At 65.5% G+C, this 20,684-nt stretch carries 15 protein-coding genes; 8 read left to right on the forward strand and 7 right to left on the reverse strand.

Annotated features, from left to right (window positions below; genetic code table 11):
* Positions 1-105: 105 nt before the first annotated feature.
* Together LXM88_RS22595 and LXM88_RS22600 are read right to left on the reverse strand one after the other, a co-directional pair.
* Entirely contained in the window at positions 106-537 is a 432-nt protein-coding gene (locus LXM88_RS22595; RefSeq protein WP_262544513.1) for a YqaA family protein, read from the reverse strand.
* 237 nt (positions 538-774) lie between these two features.
* A complete protein-coding gene (locus LXM88_RS22600) occupies positions 775-1,425 on the reverse strand; it encodes a LysE family translocator (RefSeq protein ID WP_262544514.1) in 651 nt (216 codons plus the stop codon).
* Between the two features lie 286 nt (positions 1,426-1,711).
* On the opposite strand from LXM88_RS22600, the gene LXM88_RS22605 reads away from it, so the two are divergent.
* Both LXM88_RS22605 and LXM88_RS22610 read left to right on the forward strand, forming a co-directional pair.
* Entirely contained in the window at positions 1,712-2,194 is a 483-nt protein-coding gene (locus tag LXM88_RS22605; protein WP_047903376.1) for an Lrp/AsnC family transcriptional regulator, read from the forward strand.
* Between the two features lie 271 nt (positions 2,195-2,465).
* On the forward strand, positions 2,466-5,336 hold the full coding sequence (locus LXM88_RS22610) for an alkaline phosphatase family protein (RefSeq protein ID WP_262544515.1): 2,871 nt from the start codon (positions 2,466-2,468) through the stop codon (positions 5,334-5,336).
* 516 nt (positions 5,337-5,852) lie between these two features.
* Here the strand turns inward: LXM88_RS22610 and LXM88_RS22615 are convergent.
* The gene (locus LXM88_RS22615) at positions 5,853-7,502 is read right to left on the reverse strand and encodes an IclR family transcriptional regulator (RefSeq protein WP_262544517.1); all 1,650 of its coding nucleotides are present in this window, start codon (positions 7,500-7,502) and stop codon (positions 5,853-5,855) included.
* Positions 7,503-7,679: 177 nt separating this feature from the next.
* On the opposite strand from LXM88_RS22615, the gene LXM88_RS22620 reads away from it, so the two are divergent.
* The 3 genes from LXM88_RS22620 (at position 7,680) to LXM88_RS22630 (ending at position 11,594) form a co-directional block, all read left to right on the forward strand.
* Entirely contained in the window at positions 7,680-8,639 is a 960-nt protein-coding gene (locus tag LXM88_RS22620; protein ID WP_262544518.1) for an MBL fold metallo-hydrolase, read from the forward strand.
* A 157-nt stretch (positions 8,640-8,796) separates the two neighbouring features.
* Positions 8,797-10,149 carry an MFS transporter gene (locus LXM88_RS22625; RefSeq protein ID WP_262544520.1) on the forward strand — a complete coding sequence of 451 codons (1,353 nt, stop codon included), beginning with the start codon at positions 8,797-8,799 and terminating at the stop codon, positions 10,147-10,149.
* Between the two features lie 83 nt (positions 10,150-10,232).
* Complete coding sequence (locus tag LXM88_RS22630) at positions 10,233-11,594, forward strand: MFS transporter (protein WP_262544521.1); 1,362 nt, start codon at positions 10,233-10,235, stop codon at positions 11,592-11,594.
* A gap of 70 nt (positions 11,595-11,664) precedes the next feature.
* Here LXM88_RS22630 and LXM88_RS22635 read toward each other — a convergent pair whose 3' ends face one another.
* Positions 11,665-13,473 (reverse strand): sensor domain-containing diguanylate cyclase, encoded by a 1,809-nt coding sequence (locus tag LXM88_RS22635; RefSeq protein WP_262544523.1) that lies wholly within the window; start codon positions 13,471-13,473, stop codon positions 11,665-11,667.
* 373 nt (positions 13,474-13,846) lie between these two features.
* A complete protein-coding gene (locus LXM88_RS22640) occupies positions 13,847-14,647 on the reverse strand; it encodes an SDR family NAD(P)-dependent oxidoreductase (RefSeq protein WP_262544525.1) in 801 nt (266 codons plus the stop codon).
* A 137-nt stretch (positions 14,648-14,784) separates the two neighbouring features.
* Between LXM88_RS22640 and LXM88_RS22645 the strand changes: the two genes are divergently transcribed.
* Together LXM88_RS22645 and LXM88_RS22650 are read left to right on the forward strand one after the other, a co-directional pair.
* Positions 14,785-15,744, forward strand: coding sequence for a GlxA family transcriptional regulator (locus tag LXM88_RS22645; protein ID WP_262544527.1), 960 nt, complete (start codon positions 14,785-14,787; stop codon positions 15,742-15,744).
* A 259-nt stretch (positions 15,745-16,003) separates the two neighbouring features.
* Positions 16,004-17,317, forward strand: a complete 1,314-nt coding sequence (locus tag LXM88_RS22650; protein WP_262544529.1) for a PIN-like domain-containing protein — start codon at positions 16,004-16,006, stop codon at positions 17,315-17,317.
* Between the two features lie 402 nt (positions 17,318-17,719).
* Here LXM88_RS22650 and LXM88_RS22655 read toward each other — a convergent pair whose 3' ends face one another.
* Entirely contained in the window at positions 17,720-18,652 is a 933-nt protein-coding gene (locus LXM88_RS22655) for a LysR family transcriptional regulator (RefSeq protein WP_262544531.1), read from the reverse strand.
* Positions 18,653-18,790: 138 nt separating this feature from the next.
* On the opposite strand from LXM88_RS22655, the gene LXM88_RS22660 reads away from it, so the two are divergent.
* Positions 18,791-19,555, forward strand: coding sequence for an SDR family oxidoreductase (locus tag LXM88_RS22660; RefSeq protein ID WP_262544533.1), 765 nt, complete (start codon positions 18,791-18,793; stop codon positions 19,553-19,555).
* A 48-nt stretch (positions 19,556-19,603) separates the two neighbouring features.
* Here the strand turns inward: LXM88_RS22660 and LXM88_RS22665 are convergent, their stop codons facing one another.
* The gene (locus LXM88_RS22665) at positions 19,604-20,575 is read right to left on the reverse strand and encodes a LysR family transcriptional regulator (RefSeq protein ID WP_262544534.1); all 972 of its coding nucleotides are present in this window, start codon (positions 20,573-20,575) and stop codon (positions 19,604-19,606) included.
* Between the last annotated feature and the right edge of the window lie 109 nt (positions 20,576-20,684).

A 20,684-nucleotide genomic window follows, 5' to 3' on the forward strand; every position in this document is an offset into this window, starting at 1 on the left:
CGCGTCACCGCACATCGTAAGGAATACGGCAGCTTTGGCGAATTCTTTAGCGGTGCGAAGCCGGTGGCGGCGCGAGCCGGCGCCGTCGACGCAGGAAAGGCCGCGTCAGGCCGTCACGAGCCACGCGACCGCCAGATAGCGGCCGACCTTCGCGAGCGTGACGATTGCGAGAAAGGTCGGCAGCGGCTCGCGCAGCACGCCGGCGATCATCGTCAGCGGATCGCCGATCACCGGCGCCCAGCTCAGCAGCAGCGACCAGCGGCCGTAGCGCGCATACCAGCGCTCGGCGCGCGCGAGCGCGGACGGCTTGACGGGAAACCAGCGGCGGTCGCGGAAATGCTCGATGCCGCGCCCGAGCGCCCAGTTGATCGCGGAGCCGGCGACGTTGCCGATGCTGGCGACGAGCACCAGCGCCCACACGGGTTCGCGCCCGGCGAGCAGCAGGCCGGCGAGCACGGCTTCGGACTGGAGCGGCAACAGCGTCGCGGCGACCATCGACACGGCGAACAGGCCGCCGTAAGTGAGCAATTCGGACATCGCGCAATTGTACCGGCCGCCGCGGGTCACACGGTCACACGGTCACACGGTCACACCGTCTCACCGTCTCACGGCATCATGCGGCGTCTGCCGTGCCGAACAGCAGGTGCAGGATCACCGGCTTGTCGACCGGTTCGTCGTTGAGCGTGCGCGCGAGCAGTTCGTCCGCGAGTCGCTGCGGCGAGAACGCCATGTCCGGTGTCAAGAAGCGCAGCCGTTCGAGGATGCGCTGTTCGCTCAGTTCCAGCCGACCATGATCGCGCCCATCCCGACGAGCAGCCCGCCCGTCACGCGGTTCATCGCGCGCATCCGAGCCGGCCGCTGCAACGCGCGGCTCAGCCGGTGCGAGAACAGCGCCATCGACGCGACGCCGCCCGCGAACAGCAGCGCGAATGTCGCGGCGAGCAGCACGAATTGAAGATTCAGGCTCCAGTCGGCATTCGGGCTGATGAACTGCGGAAAGAACGACGGAAAGAACAGCAGCGTCTTCGGATTCAGGCCCGACGTCGCGACGCCGCGCCAGAACAGCGCGCGTCCGGTGTCGGTGTCCTGCGGGACGATCGCGGCGCCGGCTTCCGCCGATGCGGCCGGCGCGTTTGCCGGTGCGCGGCTGAGCCATTGCTTGCCGCCGAGCCACACGAGATATGCGGCGCCGGCCCAGCGCAGCACGGTCAGCGCGTGTTCGTCGAGGTGGACCAGCGAATTCAGGCACAGCGCGGTCAGCGCGAGTTGCAGCAGCACGGCGAGCGTGCCGCCCCACACGCACGGCAGCGCGCGGCGCCAGCCGGCGCGTAGCGCCTGGTTCATCGTGAGCAGGTTGACGGGGCCGGGCGCGTAGATGAGAACGACGGAAGCAGCGAGGAACGACAGATAAAGCCTGAACGACATGACGGGAAGGGCAAGAACGGGGACGCAGGCACCGGCTCCGCACGCGGTCGGATAGGCGTGCGGGCGGCGGGGAATCGCATGCCTGCTGTCCGGCACCGCAACTCGTGATTGCGGCCGTGCGTCCCGGTGCGAAGGGGTTGTCGCGGGGAGCGTGCCGGGCAACAGGCATGGAGAAAATGTATCAAGCTGGCCGGTTAAAAGGCTTCCTGTTTTCCGGCGAAACGGGTCTGAAACCGGAATCCTGTTCAGATAGAATGCCGATTTTCAGTAGAAGATTCCTCTCATCATGGCCAACCGCGAACGCACGCCGAAAACGCTCGACAATCAGGACCGCAAGATCCTTGGTGCATTGCAGAAAAATGCGCGCCTGTCGAACGCCGAACTGGCCGAACAGATCGGCATGTCGACGACCGCGTGCTGGAACCGCACGCGGCAGCTCGAAGCCGACGGCTACATCGACGGTTACGTCGCGCTCGTCAACCAGCGCATGCTCGGCTACGCGGACATCGTGATCCTCGAAGTCACGCTCGATCGCCACGAAGACGATGCGCTGGCGCGTTTCGGCGCCGAACTGGCGGCGCTGCCGGAAGTGCTCGAGGCGTATCTGGTGTCGGGCGAGTACGACTACTGGATCAAGGTCGCCGTGGACGGCACGGCCGGCTACGAGCGGTTCCTGCGCGAAAAGCTGTACAGGATCTCGAGCATCCGTCACAGCCGCTCGATGTTCGCACTGCGCTGCATGAAGGATGTGCCTTCGATCCAGGTGTGAGGGAGGCGGGGCACACGCAGCACCGCGCGTGTTGCCCATCGCCCGCGATCGGCATGCGCGGCCGACGTCGATGCGCAGTGCGCAATGCGCACTGGCCGGCGTTCGCGCCGAGCCGTGACGGAAAGTAAAGCGAAAGCGCTTGAATGCCTTTGGCAAGGTTGCCGTCACCAGTGGTTCACCTACGGTCACTACCCTGCCGTTCGTTACGAACTATTACCGCCCGTCTCGACGGGGCAGTGAAAACGTTCTCATTCGACGAACAGGAGCATCCGTGTACAAGATTCTCGTCCTAGCCGGAGCGGTTGCCGCGACATTGACCGCGTGCAACAGCGATTCCGTGAACACGACCGCGACGCTCGGCGACACCACGTCGACGCTGCTGTCGACCGGACAGCGCATCACGCCGGCGGCTGCGCCCGGCACGACGCTCGTCGCGCTGAATCCGGGGCTGCAGGACGTGCCGGACCTGATCGCCGGCCAGCCGGTGTCGGAGGCGCTCAGTCCGGACCGCAAGACGCTGCTGGTGCTGACGAGCGGCTACAACAACAGGCTCGATGCGGGCGGCAAGCTGATCAGTGCGGATTCGAGCGAATACGTGTTCGTGTTCGACGTGTCGGGCGGCACGCCGGTGAAGAAGCAGGTGCTGCCGGTGGCGGATACCTACGTCGGCATCGCATTCGCGCCCGACGGCCAGCATTTCTACGTGACCGGCGGCGGCGACGACAACCTGCACGTGTTTGCGCTGTCGCAGGGCGTGTGGGGCGAAGCCGGCGCGCCGATCGCGCTGAATCACAAGGGCGGCAACGGCCTCGGCAGCTCGCCGCTCGCGACCGGCGTCGACGTGACGGCGGACGGCAAGCGCGCGGTCGTTGCAAACCGCTATCACGACTCCGTCACGCTGGTCGATGTCGCAGGCGGTGCCGTGCTTGCCGAACGCGATCTCCGGCCGGGCAAGAGCGGCGGCGCAGCGGGCACGCCGGGCGGAGAATATCCGAACGCGGTTCGCATCGTCGGCAACAAGACCGCGTACGTGTCGAGCGAACGCGATCGGGAGATTGTCGTCGTCGACATCTCGACCAATGCACCGCAGGTCGTCACGCGCATCCCGGTCAAGGGCAATCCGAACAAGATGGTCCTGAACCGGGCGCAGACGCGCCTCTACGTCGCGTCCGACAACGCCGACATCGTGTCGGTGATCGATACGACATCGAACAAGGTGGTGTCGAGCGTGTCGACGGTTGCGCCCGCGGGGCTCGTCACCGAAATGCAGTATCGCGGCGCGTCGCCGAACGGGCTCGCGCTGTCGCCGGACGAAACCGCACTGTACGTGACCAATCGCGGCACCAACGACGTTGCGGTCGTATCGCTGTCGGGCGATACGGCGAAAGTGACCGGACTGATTCCGACCGGATGGTATCCGTCCGATGTCGCGGTCGGCGCGAACAACGCGCTCTACATGGTCTACACGAAGAACATGCCGGGGCCGAATCCGGGCAACTGCAAGGACAGCGGCCGGACCGTGCCGTGCCCGGTCAAGAACTCGCCCGTGCACCTGGTGGAGAACCAGTACATCGAGCAGTTGAGCAAGGGCGGCTTCATGTGGATGCCCGCGCCGGACAGCGCGACGCTCGGCCTGCTGACGAAGCAGGTTGCCGACAACAACAGTTTCAATGCCGCGCTCTCCACGGCCGACGTCGCGACGATGAACGCGCTGCGGCAGAAGATCAAGCACGTGATCTATATCGTCAAGGAGAACCGCACGTATGACCAGATCCTCGGCGATCTGGGCCGCGGGAACGGCGATCCGTCGCTGGCCGAGTTCCCGGACGCGACGACGCCGAGCATGCACGCGCTCGCGAAGACGTTCGTCACGCTCGACAACTTCCACGATTCCGGCGACGTGAGCGGCAACGGCTGGCCGTGGTCGACCGGCGCGCGCGAATCCGACGCCGGCGCGAAGATGCTGCCCGTCAACTATGCCAGCAGCCCGGTGCGCAGCGGCTCGCGCGGCGGCTCTTACGACTGGGAAGGCCAGAACCGAAACGTCGACGTGGGCCTGACCGGCGCGCAACGCACGACGGCGAACCCGCTCACGCCGGCCGACCCCGACCTGCTGCCCGGCACGGCCGACGTGTCGGCGCCGGACGGCCCGTCCGACGCCGTGCAGCAGGGCTATATCTGGAACGCCGCGCTGCGCGCGGGGCTGACGGTGCGCAACTACGGCTTCTTCATGGATATCTCGCGCAACGGCGGCCCGAACGCGATTCCGATGGATCGCGCGCCGTTCGCCGACAACAAGGTGCAGGGGTACAGCGTGACGCCTGCGCTCGTCGATCGCACCGATCCGTACTTCCGCGGTTACGACAACGCGTATCCGGACCTGTACCGCGAGCTGGAGTGGGAGCGCGAATTCAACCAGTTCGTCGCCAATGGCCAGATGCCCGCGCTGACGCTGCTGCGGCTGCCGCATGACCATACCGGCAGCTTTGCGTCGTCACTGGACGGCGTCAACACGCCGGAGCTCGACATGGCCGACAACGACTATGCGGTCGGCCGCGTCGCGCAGGCGCTGGCGAACAGCCCGTATGCGGCGGACACGCTGATCTTCATCGTCGAGGATGATGCGCAAGACGGGCCGGACCACGTCGACGCACATCGCAGCACCGCATTCGTGATCGGGCCGTACGTGAAGCAGAACGCGGTCGTCAGCACGCATTACACGACGGTCAACATGATCCGCACGATCACGGAGGTGCTGAATCTCGATCACCTCGGGCTGTTCGACGCGACGCAAGGGCCGATGACCGATGTGTTCGACCTGAGTCAGTCGAAGTGGACGTACAAGGCGGTCGCGTCGGGCCTGCTCGCGAACACGCAGTTGCCGATCCCGGCGGGCGACATCAAGACGGCGGCGCTCAAGCCGACGCACGGGATGCGCTACTGGGCAGCGGTCACGCGCGGGATGGACTTCTCGGTCGAGGACCGGCTCGATGCGGTCGCGTACAACAAGGTGCTGTGGAAGGGGCTGATGGGGGCGAAGGCGTACCCGGTGCGGCCGGGCGACACGCAGCAGGCGACGCGGCGGCACGACGACGATGACGACGCGCCGCCGGCGACCGCGAAGCATGCGGTGAAGGGCTGACGCCCGCCCGTCGCAGGACCCTGGCCGGGAGACCGGCGCGGGCCGCGGCGGAAAGCATGCCCGATTGCAAATGACGGTCCGCTCGACGGACCGTCATTCATTTCAAACCTGTGCTGCCCCGGTCGTTCCGTTCAGCGCGGGAGGCGCGCGTGTGCTTCGGCGATGACTTCGCAGTTATCGAGGTGGAGTTGCCAGGCTTCTGCAAGCAGCTCGCCAACACGTGCGAGCCAGCCAGCGGATTGGGTGGAACGATCGGAGACATTAGACGTTTGCATGACGAAGCCCCATATAGGTGGCGAGTTAGGGATAACCCTAATCATAGCGAAACGCCACCGCCTTGTGAAATGCGATTTCGTTATATGAGAATTACTGACAATTTGTGTTGCTGCTACGCAACATGAATTTGGGCGGTCCGCCAGGTCGCGGACAGGCGCGACGAGGCCGTGGCACGCACGGCCTTGCAACGAGAAAGACAGCGGGCATCGAGCGACGGAGAGGAAGGCGGCGCTGCGGCGATTAGCGGCCGATCCACCCGAACCGCCACGACAGCCGTCGCGTCGCGGCGAGCAGCGTCTGCGCGAGGTCGCTGTCCGGCCCGCGCGGGAAGCCGCGCGACGAGCCGATGATCGCGATCACGAGCCGGATGCTGCCGGTGTGATCGAACACGGGCGCGGCGACCGTCCCGATGCCCGGCACCGGCGCGTCGAACGCGAAATCGAGCGCGTCCGCGCGGATCGTCGCGAGCCGTGCGCGGAATGCATCGTCGGCCTGCGCGGGGCCGCTGCCGGCGAGGCGCACGGGCTCGTTGGCGAGCAGGTCGGCCAGCACGTCGTCGGACATGCCGGCCGCGAAGATCCGGCCGATTGCCGTATTGACGAGCGACATCACGGTGCCGACCTGCAGGCTCACATGCTGCGGCCGCGCCGATTCCTCGAGGCGGATCACGGTCGGCCCGAGCGGGCCGAGCGTCGCGGCGGCCACGCTCATGTCGGTCGCGGCGGCCAGCGCGACGATCTCGGCTTCCGCGTCGCGCGTCGGCGACACGCGCTGCATCGCGATCAGGCCGAGCGCCTGACCGAGCGGGCCGCCGTCGAAATAGCCGGCGTCGTCGCGGCTCAGCAGGCCGATCTTCTGCAGGCTGACGAGATGCGGGAACGCCTTTGCCGCTGGCATGCCGGCCGCCGCCGCTAGATCGCGCAGCGGCAGCGCGCGGCCCGCCGACACCAGCGCGAGCAGCAGCTCGCCGGTGCTGTCGAGCGCATTGATCCCGCGCTGCGCCTTCGCGTCGTCGGCCAGCGCGGGCGGCACGTGCGGTGCGCCCGCCGAGGGGGCGGGCAGCGGTTCCGCACGTTCGGCGCCGAGCGATGCGGTTGCCTGCCGAGCCGCATCGCGCAAGGCCGTCGCGATCGGGCCGTCCCAGCCGACATCGATCGACCCGCTCGAACCGATCACCGTCAACGCGAGCTGCAGGCGCCCGTGCGCGTCGCATACCGGCACGCACATCGCGCTGACGCCGGGGCTCGGCCGGTCGACACTGCGCTCGATGCCGCGCGCGCGGATCGCGTCGAGTTCGGCCAATTGCGCTGCGGCGTCCGGTGCGGATTGCGTGCCTTCGGCGCCCGCGAGCGTGTCGCCTGCGCCGGCCTGGCTGGCCGCCATCGCGTCGAGTTGCGCGGGATCGCCGAATGCGCGGAACACGCGGCCCGTCGCCGTCGTGTCGAGCGACATCACCGAACCGACGTGCAGGTTCACGTGCAGCGGATAGCCGCCGTGCTCGATGCGCACGATCGTCGGGCCGAGCGCGCCCGGCACCGACAGCGCGACGCTGAAGCCCACAGCTTCCGCGAGCCGCATCGCGTGCGGCAGCGCCGCGCGGTAGGCCGGCTGGCGCTCGATCGACATCAGCCCCAGCCGCAACGACAACGGGCCCGGCTCGTAGTTGCCGGTGATCGCGTCGCGCTTCACGAGCGCGAGCCGCGTCAGGCTGACGAGATAGGTGTGCGCCTGCGCGGTCGACAGGTCGGCTGCCGCGGCCAGCTCCGACAGGCCGAGCGGCTTGCGACGGCGCGCGAGCGCGTCGAGCAGCCGGCCGCCGACCTCGACACTCTGGATCCCGCGCTGCGCCTTGGGCGGCGCGTCGTCTGCGCTGACTTCGTGGTTCTGCACGCGATGAATCTTCCGTTGACGAAACCCCGCATGGTATCCGACGCCATTTATCGCGCCAGCCCGCAGGTTTACCCGTATTAGACAATAGCAAGCGACTTTGTCATTGACAAATAATCGGCGCGGGAAGATGATCCGCTCACTCCCCTCAACACATGGCTCGCAGCCACGGAACGCAACATGGCCAAAGCATTCGCCTCCCAAGCCGATCTGGAAGAGAAGAAAGTCACCTGGACGCAGTTGTCCGAGAACGCGTACGCGTACACCGCCGAAGGCGACCCGAACTCGGGCGTGATCGTCGGCGACGACAGCGTGCTGATCGTCGACACGACTGCGACGCCCGCGATGGCGCAGGACCTGATCGCGAAGATCCGCAGCGTGACCGACAAGCCGATCAAGCACGTGGTGCTGTCGCATTACCACGCGGTGCGCGTGCTCGGCGCATCCGCGTATTTCGACGAAGGCGCGCAGCACGTAATCGCGAGCCGCGGCACCTACGAAATGATCGTCGAGCGCGGCGAGGCCGACATGAAGTCGGAGATCGAGCGCTTCCCGCGCCTGTTCGCCGGCGTGGAGACGGTGCCCGGCCTGACCTGGCCGACGCTCGTGTTCGAGCGCGAGATCACGCTGTTCCTCGGCAAGCTCGAAGTGAAGATCATGCATGTCGGCTCGGGCCACACGAAGGGCGACACGATCGTCTGGCTGCCGTCGCAGAAGGTGCTGTTCTCGGGCGACCTCGTCGAATACGACGCCGCGTGCTACTGCGGCGACGCGCAGCTCGAACAGTGGCCGGCCACGCTCGAGGCGCTGCGCGCGCTCGGCGCCGAGAAGCTCGTGCCGGGCCGCGGCCCCGCGCTGCTGAATCCGGCCGAGGTCGACAAGGGCCTCGACTACACGAAGGATTTCGTCACGACGCTGCTCGCGCAGGGCCGCAAGGCCGTCGAACGCAATCTCGACCTGAAGGCGTCGATGGCGCTCACGCGCGAAGCGATGGATCCGAAGTTCGGCCACGTGTTCATCTACGAGCACTGCCTGCCGTTCGACGTGTCGCGTGCGTTCGACGAGGCGAGCGGCATCACGCATCCGCGTATCTGGACGGCGCAGCGCGACAAGGACATGTGGGCCGCGCTGCAGGACTGAGCGGCACCCGGCGGCGGGGCGTTCGCGTGAACGCATCGCCGTTTCCCTGAGGGCGGCGGTTTCCGCCGCCGTATCCGGTCTCACAAGAAAGCAGGGCGCATGCACGCCCTCGGAGACTGCTGCGCGCTCGACTCGCGCAGCCCGTTTGGAGAGAGACATGCCCCAATCGCTTCCCGCCGAAGCGACGCTCGCGCACGCGAACGCTTCGGTATCCTCATCGACGTCCGAATCCGGCGACGCGCTGCTGTTCCGCAAGATTGCATGGCGGATCGTCCCGTTCCTGTTCCTCTGCTACGTCGTGTCGTTCCTCGACCGCATCAACATCGGCTTCGCGCAGTTGCAGATGAAGCACGATCTCGGCTTCAGCGATGCGATGTACGGCCTCGGCGCCGCGGTGTTCTACGTCGGCTACGTGTTCTGCGAAGTGCCGAGCAACCTGCTGCTCGCGCGGTTCGGCGCGCGCCGCACGTTCACGCGGATCATGCTGCTGTGGGGCATCGCGTCGACGGGGATGATGTTCGTGTCGCAGCCGTCGCATTTCTACGTGCTGCGCTTCCTGCTCGGCGTGTTCGAAGCCGGCTTCTTCCCCGGCATCGTGCTGTACCTGACCTGGTGGTTCCCCGCGAACCGGCGCGCGGCGGCGATCTCGGTGTTCTTCGCGGGCGTCGCGGTGGCCGGCGTGCTCGGCGGCCTGATGTCGGGCTGGATCATGCGCGACATGAGCGGCGTGCTCGGGCTGCACGGCTGGCAATGGATGTTCGCGATCGAAGGCGCGCCGGCGATCCTGCTCGCGTTCGCCGCGTTCACGTTCCTCGTCGACCGGCCGCAGGACGCCGCATGGCTCACCGCCGATGAAAAGGCGCGCGTCGCCGCATTGTGCGCGGACGGCCGCGGGCACGGCAGCGCGCACGACGGGCGCAGCCTCGCCGCTGCGCTCGCGAACCCGCGCGTGTACCTGTTCGCGTTCATCTATTTCTCGCTGACCTGCGCATCGCTGACGCTCAATTTCTGGATGCCGTTGATGATCCGCGACTTCGGCGTCACCGACGTCGTCGCCGTGAGCCTCTACACGGTCGTGCCGAATGCGGTCGGCGCGGTCGGGCTGATCCTGATCGCGCGCCGCTCGGACCGCACCGGCGAGCGTCGCAAGCACTTCGCGTGCTGCACGATCGGCGGCGGGCTCGCGCTCGCGGCGCTGACGCTGCACCTGCACAGCTTCGCGGCGATGCTCGCGTGCCTGTCGATCGCGGCGACGCTGATCTTCGCCGCGCTGCCGATCTTCTGGGCCGTGCCGACCCGCTACCTGTCGGGCAACGCGGCCGCGGCCGGGATCGCGCTGATCAGCAGCATCGGGATCACGAGCGGCATCGTCAGCCCGTGGGTGATCGGGATCATTCGCACGCGCACGGGCAGCATGGATCTCGCCGTGTACCTGCTGGCCGCGCTGCTGGTCGCCAGCGGCGTCGCGCTGATGCTCGGCGTGAAGGGCGAAGCCGCGCAGCGCGACTGAACCACGGCCGGCCGCTGCCCGCGGGCGGCGGCGGCCGGCGCTTCGTGTCCGGCCCGCATTCGAATCCATCGAGGAGACGATCGATGTCAGCCCCACTTCAAGCGGACGGCGCGCATGCCGTCGCGTCCGGCGCCGGTTCGACGGACGACGACGCGCTGTACCGCCGCATCGGCATGCGGATCGTGCCGTTCCTGTTCATCTGCTACATCGTGTCGATCCTCGATCGCAGCAACATCGGCTTCGCGCAGTTGCAGATGCGCCAGGATCTCGGCCTGACCGATGCGATGTACAGCCTCGGCGCGGTGCTGTTCTTCGTCGGCTACGTGCTGTTCGAGGTGCCGAGCAACGCGTTGCTGCGCCGCTTCGGCGCACGCCGCACGTTCGCGCGGATCATGTTCCTGTGGGGCGCGGTATCGGTCGCGATGATTACCGTCGACAGCGCGAAGCATTTCTACGTGCTGCGCTTCCTGCTCGGGCTGTTCGAGGCCGGGTTCTTCCCGGGCGTGGTGTTCTACCTGACGTACTGGTATCCGGCGCGGCGGCGCGCGTCGGTGCTGTCGATCTTCTACGCGGGCGTCGCGGTGGCCGGGATGATCGGCGGGCTGCTGTCGGGCTGGCTCATGCGCGGGATGTCGGGCGTGCTCGGGCTGCACGGCTGGCAATGGATGTTCGCGATCGAGGGCGCGCCGGCGGTCCTGCTCGGCGTGATCGCGTGGTTCTGGCTGTGCGATCGTCCGGAGCACGCACGCTGGCTGTCGGACGCCGACCGGCAGCAACTCGCGGCCGACCTGGCCGCCGACCGCGCCGGCGCGGGCACGCATACGCCGCACCCGCCGCATTCGCTGCGGCAGGTGCTGGCCGAACCGCGTACGTACCTGTTCGCGTTCATCTATTTCTCGCTGACCACCGCGCTGCTGATGCTGCTGTTCTGGATGCCGTTGATGATCCGCGAATTCGGCATCCACGACGTCGTGCAGATCAGCCTGCTGTCGGTCGTGCCGAACGCGGTCGGTGCGGCCGGGCTGATCGCGATCGCGCGGCGCTCGGACCGCAAGCGCGAACGGCGCCGGCATTTCGCCGCATGCGCGTTCGGCGGCGCGGTGGCGCTCGCGCTGCTGACGCTGCACCTGCCGAGCATCGTCGCGATGATGGCGCTGCTGTCGGTCGCGGCGATGCTGATCTTCGCCGCGCATCCGGTGTTCTGGGCCGTGCCGTCCGCGTATTTCTCGGGCGCCGGCGCGGCGGGCGGGATCGCGCTGATCAGCAGCATCGGCGTGTCGAGCGGGATGATCACGCCCTGGCTCGTCGGGCTGATCCGTACGCGAACCGGCAGCATGGACCCGGCGATGCTGATGATCGCGGCGTTGCTGGCCGCGTGCGCGGTCGCGATGCTGCTGGGCGTGCCGCGCGGCGACGCGCTCGCGCGGGCGGAAGCGCTGCGTTGAACGTGAGGTTGCGTGAGCGGGCAGCGGCGCGTTGCCGTTGTCCTGTTCCAGCCGGAAGCGCACGCCGCGGCTACGGCCGATACACCTCGATCCGGTTGCGGCCGCGATCCTTCGCGAGATAGAGCGCCTTGTCGGCGCGCGACAGCGACTGGTACGCGCCGAAATCCGACTCGCGCATCGCGTCGATGCCGATGCTGACGGTCAGCGCGACCTGCTGATCCTCGTGCATCAGCTGTGCCTGCATCACGCGCTGCTGCAGGCGCCGTGCAAACGCAATCGCCGTATCGAGGTCCGATCCCGGCAGCACGATCGCGAATTCCTCGCCGCCGACCCGGCCGACGATGCTGTCCGGCGCGGTTTCCGCGAGCAGCAGCCGCGCGAAATGCCGGAGCGCGCGATCGCCGAGCGGGTGGCCCCAGCGGTCGTTCAGCGCCTTGAAGTGATCGAGATCGAGCATCAGCACCGCGGCGGCCCGGCCGGTCGCGCGCACGCAGCGCAGCGCGGCTTCGCTCTGCCGCATAAACGCGTGGCGGTTCGACAGTTGCGTCAGGTGGTCGGTCGTCGCCATCCGCTGCAGTTCGGCCTCGATGCGTTTGCGGTCGGTCGCGTCGGTGATGAAGCCGTGCCACACGGTGCCGCCGTCGGCCATGCGTTGCGGGCGCGCATCGCCTTCGCGCCATCGCAGGCCCTGGCCGGGCAGCAGCACGCGATATTCGAGGCGCCACGGCGTCAGTCGCGCCGAAGACTCATGCAGCGACTGCCGATACGCGATCAGGTCGGCCGGATGGATCCGTGTCTCGACAGCCTCCGCGTTACGGGCGATCTGCTCGGGCGTCAGTTCGTAGATGTCGCGGACACCCGCACTCGCGTAGGTAAAGGTGCGGCGTCCGTCGGCCGCCTGCCGTAGCTGGAACACAAGCCCGGGAACCTGGTCGGTGAGGTCCGTGACGAGCGCGGCCGAGTCGCGCAGCCGCGTGGCGAGTTCGCGCAGCGCCGTGATGTCGGTGGTCGTGCCGACCATGCGCAGCGCACGGCCGATGCCGTCGCGGCTGATTACCTTGCCGCGGCTGCGGATCCACTTGTACGTGCCGTCCTTGCAGCGGATGCGGTGCTCGACCTCGTAGTTGTCGGTCCGCCGCTCGAAGTGCGCGAGCATCGTGGCCTTCACGTCGTCGACATCGTCCGGATGCAGCCGTTGGTACGCATCCTCGATCCGGCTGCTCAGTTCGTGCGGCGCGTAGCCGAGCATGGCCTTCCAGGCCGGCGAGTAATGGATCTCGCCGGTTTCCACGTTGCGGTCCCACACGCCGGTGCCGCTTTCGGTCAGCGCGAGCGTCGTCAGCGTGCTGTGTTCCGCGACGACGGCGAGCTGTTCGCGCAACGCGGCTTCCGCAATCGCGCAGGCGAGCGCGCGCTCGGCCAGCGCGGCGAAGTCGCGCAGCAGCGCGCTTTGCGCGGCGTCGAGCGTCACGGCGACAGGGTTGACGATGCACAGCATGCCGAGCGCGGCGCCGTCGGGTGCGACCAGTTCGCAGGCGGCGACGACTTGCGGTGCGTGACGCGGGCCGTCGTCGGATTGCAGGCTGCCGTCCGCGCCGGGCAGTACGAGTCGCCCGTCGGCAGACGGATCGCGTTCGACGTGTGGCGGGAAGAAATCGGCGGGAAGCCGGTCGGGTAGCGCGCCGTCGGCCGCCAGCACGCATTGCGTGCCGGCTTCGGCGTGCGCAACGAAGGCGCCGGCCGTGCCGAAATGCGCACGCGCGACGCGGCAGACGATCTCCAGTTCGGGCGGCGGCGCAAGCGCCGGCTGACGGTCGGCCGAACCGCGCCCGGCGGCCGGCGCGTCGCCGGTCTCGGTGATGAACATACGGAACCGCATGGTCGAATTCCGCAACGGACGATTGCGCTCGTGATCGGACGAATGCCGACCGGATGATATTGCTCGGGAAACTGCAATCGTAGAGCTTACTGTTGCGCAAATTGCGTGGCAAGCGGGTTGGAATCGGATTTCAGCGCGATCCATTTACGCGTGCCGGGAAAGAATTAGGGGGCGCTTTCCCGGCGCGTGGATGGCCGGACGTCGTGCGTCGCCGGCGCCTTCCCGCAGACGAATGAAGTGACCGGCGCGCGTCCGGAAACGTACCGCCGAACACCGGATGACCGCCGGCCGAATCTCCGCGTGTCACCGTGTCCTGCAGCACGTTCCGGTGTTCCGGGCTGGCCGCCTTCGATCCGCAGGATGTCCTGCGCGATCACTGAGCCGGTGCGTAGCGCGGTGCCGGCGTATCGGTCGACAGGTGCGGCGCCATCGTGCGGCGCGCGGCCTCGTACGCATCCCATTCGTCGGCCGCGTGCAGCGACGGAATCGTCACGAGTTCGTCACGATCGAAGCCGACCAGCGCCGCGTCGACCAGGTCCGACGCCGGCATCACGATTTCCTTCGGCAGGTGCTCGAGCGGCAAGCCGCCCGTCTGCCAGAAATCGGTGGCCGTCGCGCCGGGCAGCACGGCCTGCACCTGCACGTCCGTGCCGGCGAGCTCGTGGTGCAGCGACTGGCTGAACGCGAGCACGAACGCCTTGCTGCCGCCGTACACGCCGTTCAGCGTCTCGGGCGAGATCGCGACGATCGACGCAATATTGATCACCGCGCCGCGGCCACGTGCGACGAAGCCGGGCACGGCCGCGTAGGTGAGGCGCGTGAGCGCGGTCACGTTCAGGTCGATCATCCGCGTCATCGCGTCGACGTCGCTGTCGAGCAGCGGCGTGTGCGTGCCGACCCCCGCGTTGTTCACGAGCAGCGTGATGCTCGCGTCCTGCTTCAGCTTCGCTTCGACGGCGGCGAGCGCCGCGCGGTCGTTGAGGTCGGCGTCGACGATCTCGACGCTGCGCTGCGTGTCGTTCGTGATGCGTTCGGCGAGGGCGGCCAGCCGGTCGCGGTTGCGCGCGACCAGGATCAGGTCGTAGCCGCGGCGCGCGAGCCGGTCGGCGTAGATGGCGCCGATACCCGACGAGGCGCCGGTAATGAGGGCGGTACCGCGATGTGCGTGAGTCATGATGTCGCTCCGTGTCGATGAAGTTGGCCGAATGGCGTGAATGCATTCTGGCTTCGAATCGCTGCGACACAAATGACGTAGATGGGTATGATTCAGGACATCGGGACGACGGACATGCCCGGGACCGGAGAACACGCATGCATCGAATCGGCTTTCTGATCAGCGACGGCTTCCAGATCATGGCGCTCGCCGCGCAGTCGGTGTTCGAGTACGCGAACATGGGCGCGGGCGAGCCGTTCTACGTGATGGACAACTATTCAGTCGACGGTGGCGAAGTGCGCTCGTCGCTCGGGCTGTCGGTCGCCACGCGCGCGCTGCGCGGGCGGATCGACGTCGATACGTGGATCGTCGCGGGCGTCAACGATCCGCTCGCTTCGCCGGCGCCGGCCGGCGTGGTCGCGTTCCTGCGCCGCGCGAACGTGCGGGCGCGGCGAGTCGCCGGCATCTGCACGGGCGCATTCGTGCTGGCAGAGGCCGGGCTGCTCGAGCAGCGCCGTGCAACGACGCACTGGGCGTTCGGCCGCGACATGCAGCGGCACTACCCGGAGATTCGCGTCGAGGAAGACCGGATCTACATCGTCGACGGGCCGATCTGGACGTCGGCCGGGATGACGGCCGGCCTCGACCTCGCGCTCGCGATGGTGGAGAAGGATCTCGGCGCGGATGCCGCGCGTTCGGTCGCGCACAAGCTGGTGATGCACCAGCGCCGGGCCGGCGGCCAGTCGCAGCATTCGGAAATGCTGGAGCTCGCGCCGAAATCCGACCGGATCCAGAACGCGCTGAACTACGCGCGGCAGAACCTCGGTCGTGCGCTGACCGTCGAGGAGCTGGCCGATGCCGTTCACCTGAGCCCGCGGCAGTTCAGTCGCGTGTTCACGCTCGAAACGGGGCAGTCGCCGGCGAAGGCGATCGAGCGGCTGCGGCTCGAGTCCGCGCGGTTGATGATCGAACAGAGCCGCCATCCGCTCGACGTGATCGCGAAGGAGAACGGGTTTCGCGATCGCCGGCACATGCGCGAGGCGTTCGTGCGCGGGTTCGGCGTGCCGCCGCAGGCGATGCGTCGCGATGCGCGCGTGGACGATCGGGGAGGTCGCTAGGGCGGTGGTTGCCGCAGGCTGGGGCGGGTGGGTGAATCGGGTGGGATTGGGTGGGGGCGAGGGCTGTTGCCGGGTGGATTCGGCCAAGAAGCGACGATCGCTCGACGGTGAAACATGGCCGAAACCCGTCTCGATTTGGTCATTCGACCCATTTGATGTCGACTAATCGGACGGCGCGATGCTGGCAATTGAATGACGATCATTGCCTACCGGCGGTCTAGGGTCTATATTCGGCTTTTTACGCTTTGGGATCTTCCACGTGCGAGACAGATTTAAATCTTTTTATCCGCTGTCCAATGAGGAGCGTGCGTCTCTTTGGAAGAACGGTATATTCGTTTTCGACGCAAGCGCTTTGCTGACGTTGACCGCCCTCGCTAAAGAGCCTCAGCAAGATGCGCTCGGGACGTTGAAAAAACTAAAAGGCAGGATGTGGCTTCCGCACCAAGCCGCGCTTGAATATCAGGCGAACCGAGCGCGGCGCGTCGCCGGTACCTTGAAAGACGTTAATGAATGGCAGTCGAAGCTAGATGTACTCTTAGGTCCGCTCAAGGAGCACCTGCGGCAAGCCCGCAGCTTTGAGCGAGGCTCGCAGGTCGAGGTGGATAAACTATTACAGGACCTCGATGCTGATTCATCGGCGATCAATCTCAAGCTCAAGGATCTCAAGGATTTCATCGGGTCCGATGAATCTGTCTTTGATTCGATTGACGACTTGTTTGTCGATGCGCTAGGCGACGCTCCGATGAATTCGGATGACCTAGCGCGTCTGACCGCTGACGGGGATGCACGATTTAGGGACAAGATACCGCCTGGCTTCGCTGACCGAACGAAGGAACGTGATGAAGAACCGCGGCGCACAATTGACGGAGTTACCTACGATAGGAAGTACGGCGATCTGATTCTGTGGCGGCAGCTGCTTGACGTTGTGTCGCAAAAAGATTCAGAATTTAAAAAGGTTATCTTTATAACTGATGATAATAAAGAAGATTGGTGGCGCATCGACAGTGGCCGTCGCCAAGGCCCAAGGCGGGAACTGCGCGAAGAGATAACCCGCTCAGGTGCCGAGCTATTCTGGATGTACACATTCAGTGGATTCCTTGAAAACGCAAGTACGCAACTTCACGTTGACGTTGAAGAGAGTACGATCGCGGCCACTCGTCAAGTTGCTGAGCGAATTCGATTAAAACGGAGAAAGGGTCGAAACTACTACTACAGTGTTGAATTTGAAAAATCCGGCGAACGTGCAAAGGCTCTGCTTGAAAAATTGACGAACATGTTTTATTCGGCAAGGGCGGTCATTTCAAGGGCGAGCGACGAAGGATTGCTTGATGATGGATTGGTGCGCGAATTAAATGAGATGACGGTCGAAAAATACCAAATTGATCTAAAAAAACCGATCATGAATGAAATGATTAAAATGCGAAGTGCTTTAGATGAAACCACTATGGAGAAATATGAGATCTACGATCGGCCTCGCACGATTGATGATTTGAATGAAATATCGGCTGATTTTTCAGATTTGATTCAACGCAGTTATTCGTCGACAAAGGAAGATGACGAGAGTGACGTGTAGCATGTGACGGACGCGAGGCAATGTCTCATATCGGCGAGACAGCGGACCGGCCCCAATACTAACTGAGTGACTCAAACGGGTCGGCACCTGCCGTCGACGTCCATTGACTCCAACAATGCGGCGCGACCTTCACCATCGCTCCGGGTTCGGCCAGTCGCGGATGTCGGCGGGTTCCATCGCATCGACATTCAAATGTCGCCTGCGCCGAGGTGACGGACTTTCACGCGAATTCCGTGTCTGGAGATGCTGGAATTTCCAGACAGTCACCGACCGTGGTCAAAGGCTGGCCGGGGCGGCGATCCGGATGTCTGCGCGCCAGAGCGCAGAACGATCACGCGCTCCCCGAACCTGAATGCCCGAACATGGCTGACCCATGTTTGGGATGCGCCTTCAACTCATTGCCTACGTGGCACCTGCGCGATTTCCGTCATCCCGGTCCCACGGAGGCACTCCACGGAACGCATCGACCAGGAAATCGATCATGACACGCACTCTCGCGCTCAAGTGTCGGCGGCTCGGGTAGATAGCAAGTATGTCGATCTCGGGTAGACGATACTCAGGCAACACGTGAACGAGTTTGCCTGCACGGAGATCGTTGCTGATCAGGAACGTGGGTTGCCAGATTACCCCGTGCCCGGCGAGCGCTGCTGAGCGCGCCGTATCGCCGTTATTGGTATGCATGTGGCAGTCGACCCTCACAGGATGGGTCTTTCCGTTACCATCGATCAGTTCCCATTCGTCGCCGGTGGCCGCATAACTGTAGCCGATGCAGCGATGCTCGATCAGGTCCGTCGGCGCGGTCGGATGTCCGAAGCGAGCCAGATAGTCCGGCGACGCACACAAGATGTTTTGCGATGTCGCCAGCTTGCGGGCCGCGTGGTTAGTCGAGCCGGCGCGTGAGATGCGAATGGCGAGATCGTAGCCCTCATCGACGATATCGACGACGCGGTCGATCAGCCCGATGTCGAGTTCGATTCCCGGATATTTCTGCATGAACTCGGGCCATAGCGGTGCCAGATACAGAATGCCGAAGCTCACGGGTACATTGATGCGCAGCCTTCCACGTGGTTCGACCGACGCGGATGACACAAGCCCCTCTGTCTCCGCAACCTCGTCGAGGATGGATTTGCAGCGGGCGTAAAGCGTCTCGCCACCCTCGGTAAGAGACAGCCTGCGTGACGTGCGATTCAGGAGGCGCGTGCCGAGGTGCGCTTCCAGTTCATGCACATAGCGGGTGACGTTGGCAGGCGACGTGCCGAGCGCATCCGCAGCGCGCGCAAAACCACCACGGCTCACCACCGTTACGAAAACCTCAAAGGCGCGCAGCCGATCCATGCCTATCTTCGATCATTTACAAAAATTTAATGATAGAACCATTTTTTAGGTATTTCTGCAATCAAGGCTGAAGCTTATATTGGTCGCACGGACCAACGCATTGGGCACTGGCCGACGCAACGGATCAGGAGATTGAAAGTGCAACGTTTGACAGGAAAAGTCGCCATCGTGACGGGTGCCAGCGCAGGCATCGGCCGAGCCACTGCAAAGCTGTTCGCGAAGGAAGGCGCCAAGGTAGTCATTGCGGCGCGGCGCGCGGCGGAACTTGAAACGCTCGCGGCGGAGATCGCCAGCGAAGGCGGCGAAGCAGCGTATCTGGCGGGCGACGTGCAATCGGAGGACTTCGCGAAGGCGCTGGTCGCGCTCGCAGTGAGCCGCTTCGGCCGTTTGGACATTGCCTATAACAACGCCGGTACGCTGGGCGAGATGGGCCCAACCACCGGTATTTCCGAAACAGGCTGGAACGCTGCACTGGCGACCAATCTGACCAGTGCCTTCCTGGGCGCGAAGCACCAGATTCCCGAAATGCTGAAGCAGGGCGGTGGCTCGATCATCTTCACGTCGACGTTCGTCGGTTACTCGTTCGCGTTTCCCGGCACGGCGGCCTACGCGGCGAGCAAGGCCGGGCTGATCGGCTTGACGCAGGCACTCGCTGCCGAGTACGGCGCGCAAGGCGTGCGGGTCAACGCAGTGTTGCCGGGCGCCGTGGACACCGAGATGTATCGCGGCATGAACGACACCCACGAATCGCAGGCGTTCGTGACCGGGCTGCACGCGCTCAAGCGCGTGGCAAAGCCGGAAGAACTGGCGCGTTCAGTGCTTTATCTCGCATCGGACGATTCGTCCTTCGTTACCGGCACCGCCTCGCTGGTCGATGGCGGCGCGTCGATTACGCGTACGTAAACCCGTTGGCGGCATCTGATTCGCTAATCAGCCACACGAAAGAAAACATCATCCGCCTTTCCTCGGTCCAGCATGCCCCGGTGCATGACGCACCGGAACTTTGCCAGGACCTGGCGGATGGTTCTTCACGTGATCGATGAACGCGCGCAGCTTCGGCATGATCTGCCGGCGGCCCGGATAGTAGAGAAACACGCCCGGCCTCACCGGCGCGAACGGCTCCAGCACGTGCACCAGGGTTCCCGCTTTCAGCGCTTCCGAGACCATCGGCTCAGGTAGCTGCGCAAGGCCCAGACCTTCGACTGCGCCACCCAGCAGGGTCGGAAAATCATGCGCGATGAGCGGGCCCGATACGGCGACCTCGATCTCGCGGTCGTTGTCGTTGAATGACCACGGCGCGAGCGCGCCATTGGATCTCCGCCATCGCAAGCACGCATGTTCGCGCAGATCGTCCACCCGTTCCGGAAGACCGCGGCCTGCAAAGTAGGCCGGACTGCCGACGATGACGAGACGGAACGGGGGCGTCAACGGCACCGCGACCATGTCGGCGTCGACGAACTGGCCCAGGCGGATGCCGGCGTCGAACCCTTCCGCAGCGAGATCGACCAGCGCCTCGTTCGCGGCAATCTCGACTTCGATCTCGGGATACGCCCGGCAGAAGGATGCAATCAGCGGTTCCAGCAGGATCGGCACCACCGCGCGCGGCACCGACAGGCGCAACAGTCCGACGGGCCGCTGGCCGAGATCGCGGGCTACCTCGCTGGCGGCGACGAGCTCTTCGAACGCTGGCTTGGCACGCGACAGAAACCGTTCGCCGGCTTCCGTCAGGCCGACGCTACGCGTGGTGCGGATGAAGAGTGCTGCGCCAACGCGTTCTTCAAGCGTACGCACGGCCTGGCTGACGGCCGACGGCGTGACGCCGAGTTCGGCGGCAGCGCGGCGAAAACTGCGATGCTGGGCAACGCTGAGGAACGCCTCCACACCATCGAGTGCGCCTTGCCTGACTGTGAAGTTCTGCTTCATGGCCCATCAACATTGTGATGAATAGTCGCTCGCCAGCGGCCATGTTACACCTACGCCTGCAGACGAGGCGTCGCGCCGATTCCGGCACGCAAGCCGGGAACGGTCTGCT

The organism is Burkholderia sp. S-53, assembly GCF_025560745.1.
Taxonomy (GTDB): Bacteria; Pseudomonadota; Gammaproteobacteria; order Burkholderiales; family Burkholderiaceae; genus Burkholderia; species Burkholderia pyrrocinia.

Excerpts from the sequence above, each read along its gene's own strand:
- LXM88_RS22595 (WP_262544513.1), bottom strand. The coding sequence starts at position 537 with ATGTCCGAATTGCTCACTTACGGCGGCCTGTTCGCCGTGTCGATGGTC.
- LXM88_RS22600 (WP_262544514.1), bottom strand. The coding sequence starts at position 1,425 with ATGTCGTTCAGGCTTTATCTGTCGTTCCTCGCTGCTTCCGTCGTTCTC.
- LXM88_RS22605 (WP_047903376.1), top strand. The coding sequence starts at position 1,712 with ATGGCCAACCGCGAACGCACGCCGAAAACGCTCGACAATCAGGACCGC.
- LXM88_RS22620 (WP_262544518.1), top strand. The coding sequence starts at position 7,680 with ATGGCCAAAGCATTCGCCTCCCAAGCCGATCTGGAAGAGAAGAAAGTC.
- LXM88_RS22625 (WP_262544520.1), top strand. The coding sequence starts at position 8,797 with ATGCCCCAATCGCTTCCCGCCGAAGCGACGCTCGCGCACGCGAACGCT.
- LXM88_RS22630 (WP_262544521.1), top strand. The coding sequence starts at position 10,233 with ATGTCAGCCCCACTTCAAGCGGACGGCGCGCATGCCGTCGCGTCCGGC.
- LXM88_RS22635 (WP_262544523.1), bottom strand. The coding sequence starts at position 13,473 with ATGCGGTTCCGTATGTTCATCACCGAGACCGGCGACGCGCCGGCCGCC.
- LXM88_RS22640 (WP_262544525.1), bottom strand. The coding sequence starts at position 14,647 with ATGACTCACGCACATCGCGGTACCGCCCTCATTACCGGCGCCTCGTCG.
- LXM88_RS22645 (WP_262544527.1), top strand. The coding sequence starts at position 14,785 with ATGCATCGAATCGGCTTTCTGATCAGCGACGGCTTCCAGATCATGGCG.
- LXM88_RS22655 (WP_262544531.1), bottom strand. The coding sequence starts at position 18,652 with ATGGATCGGCTGCGCGCCTTTGAGGTTTTCGTAACGGTGGTGAGCCGT.
- LXM88_RS22665 (WP_262544534.1), bottom strand. The coding sequence starts at position 20,575 with ATGAAGCAGAACTTCACAGTCAGGCAAGGCGCACTCGATGGTGTGGAG.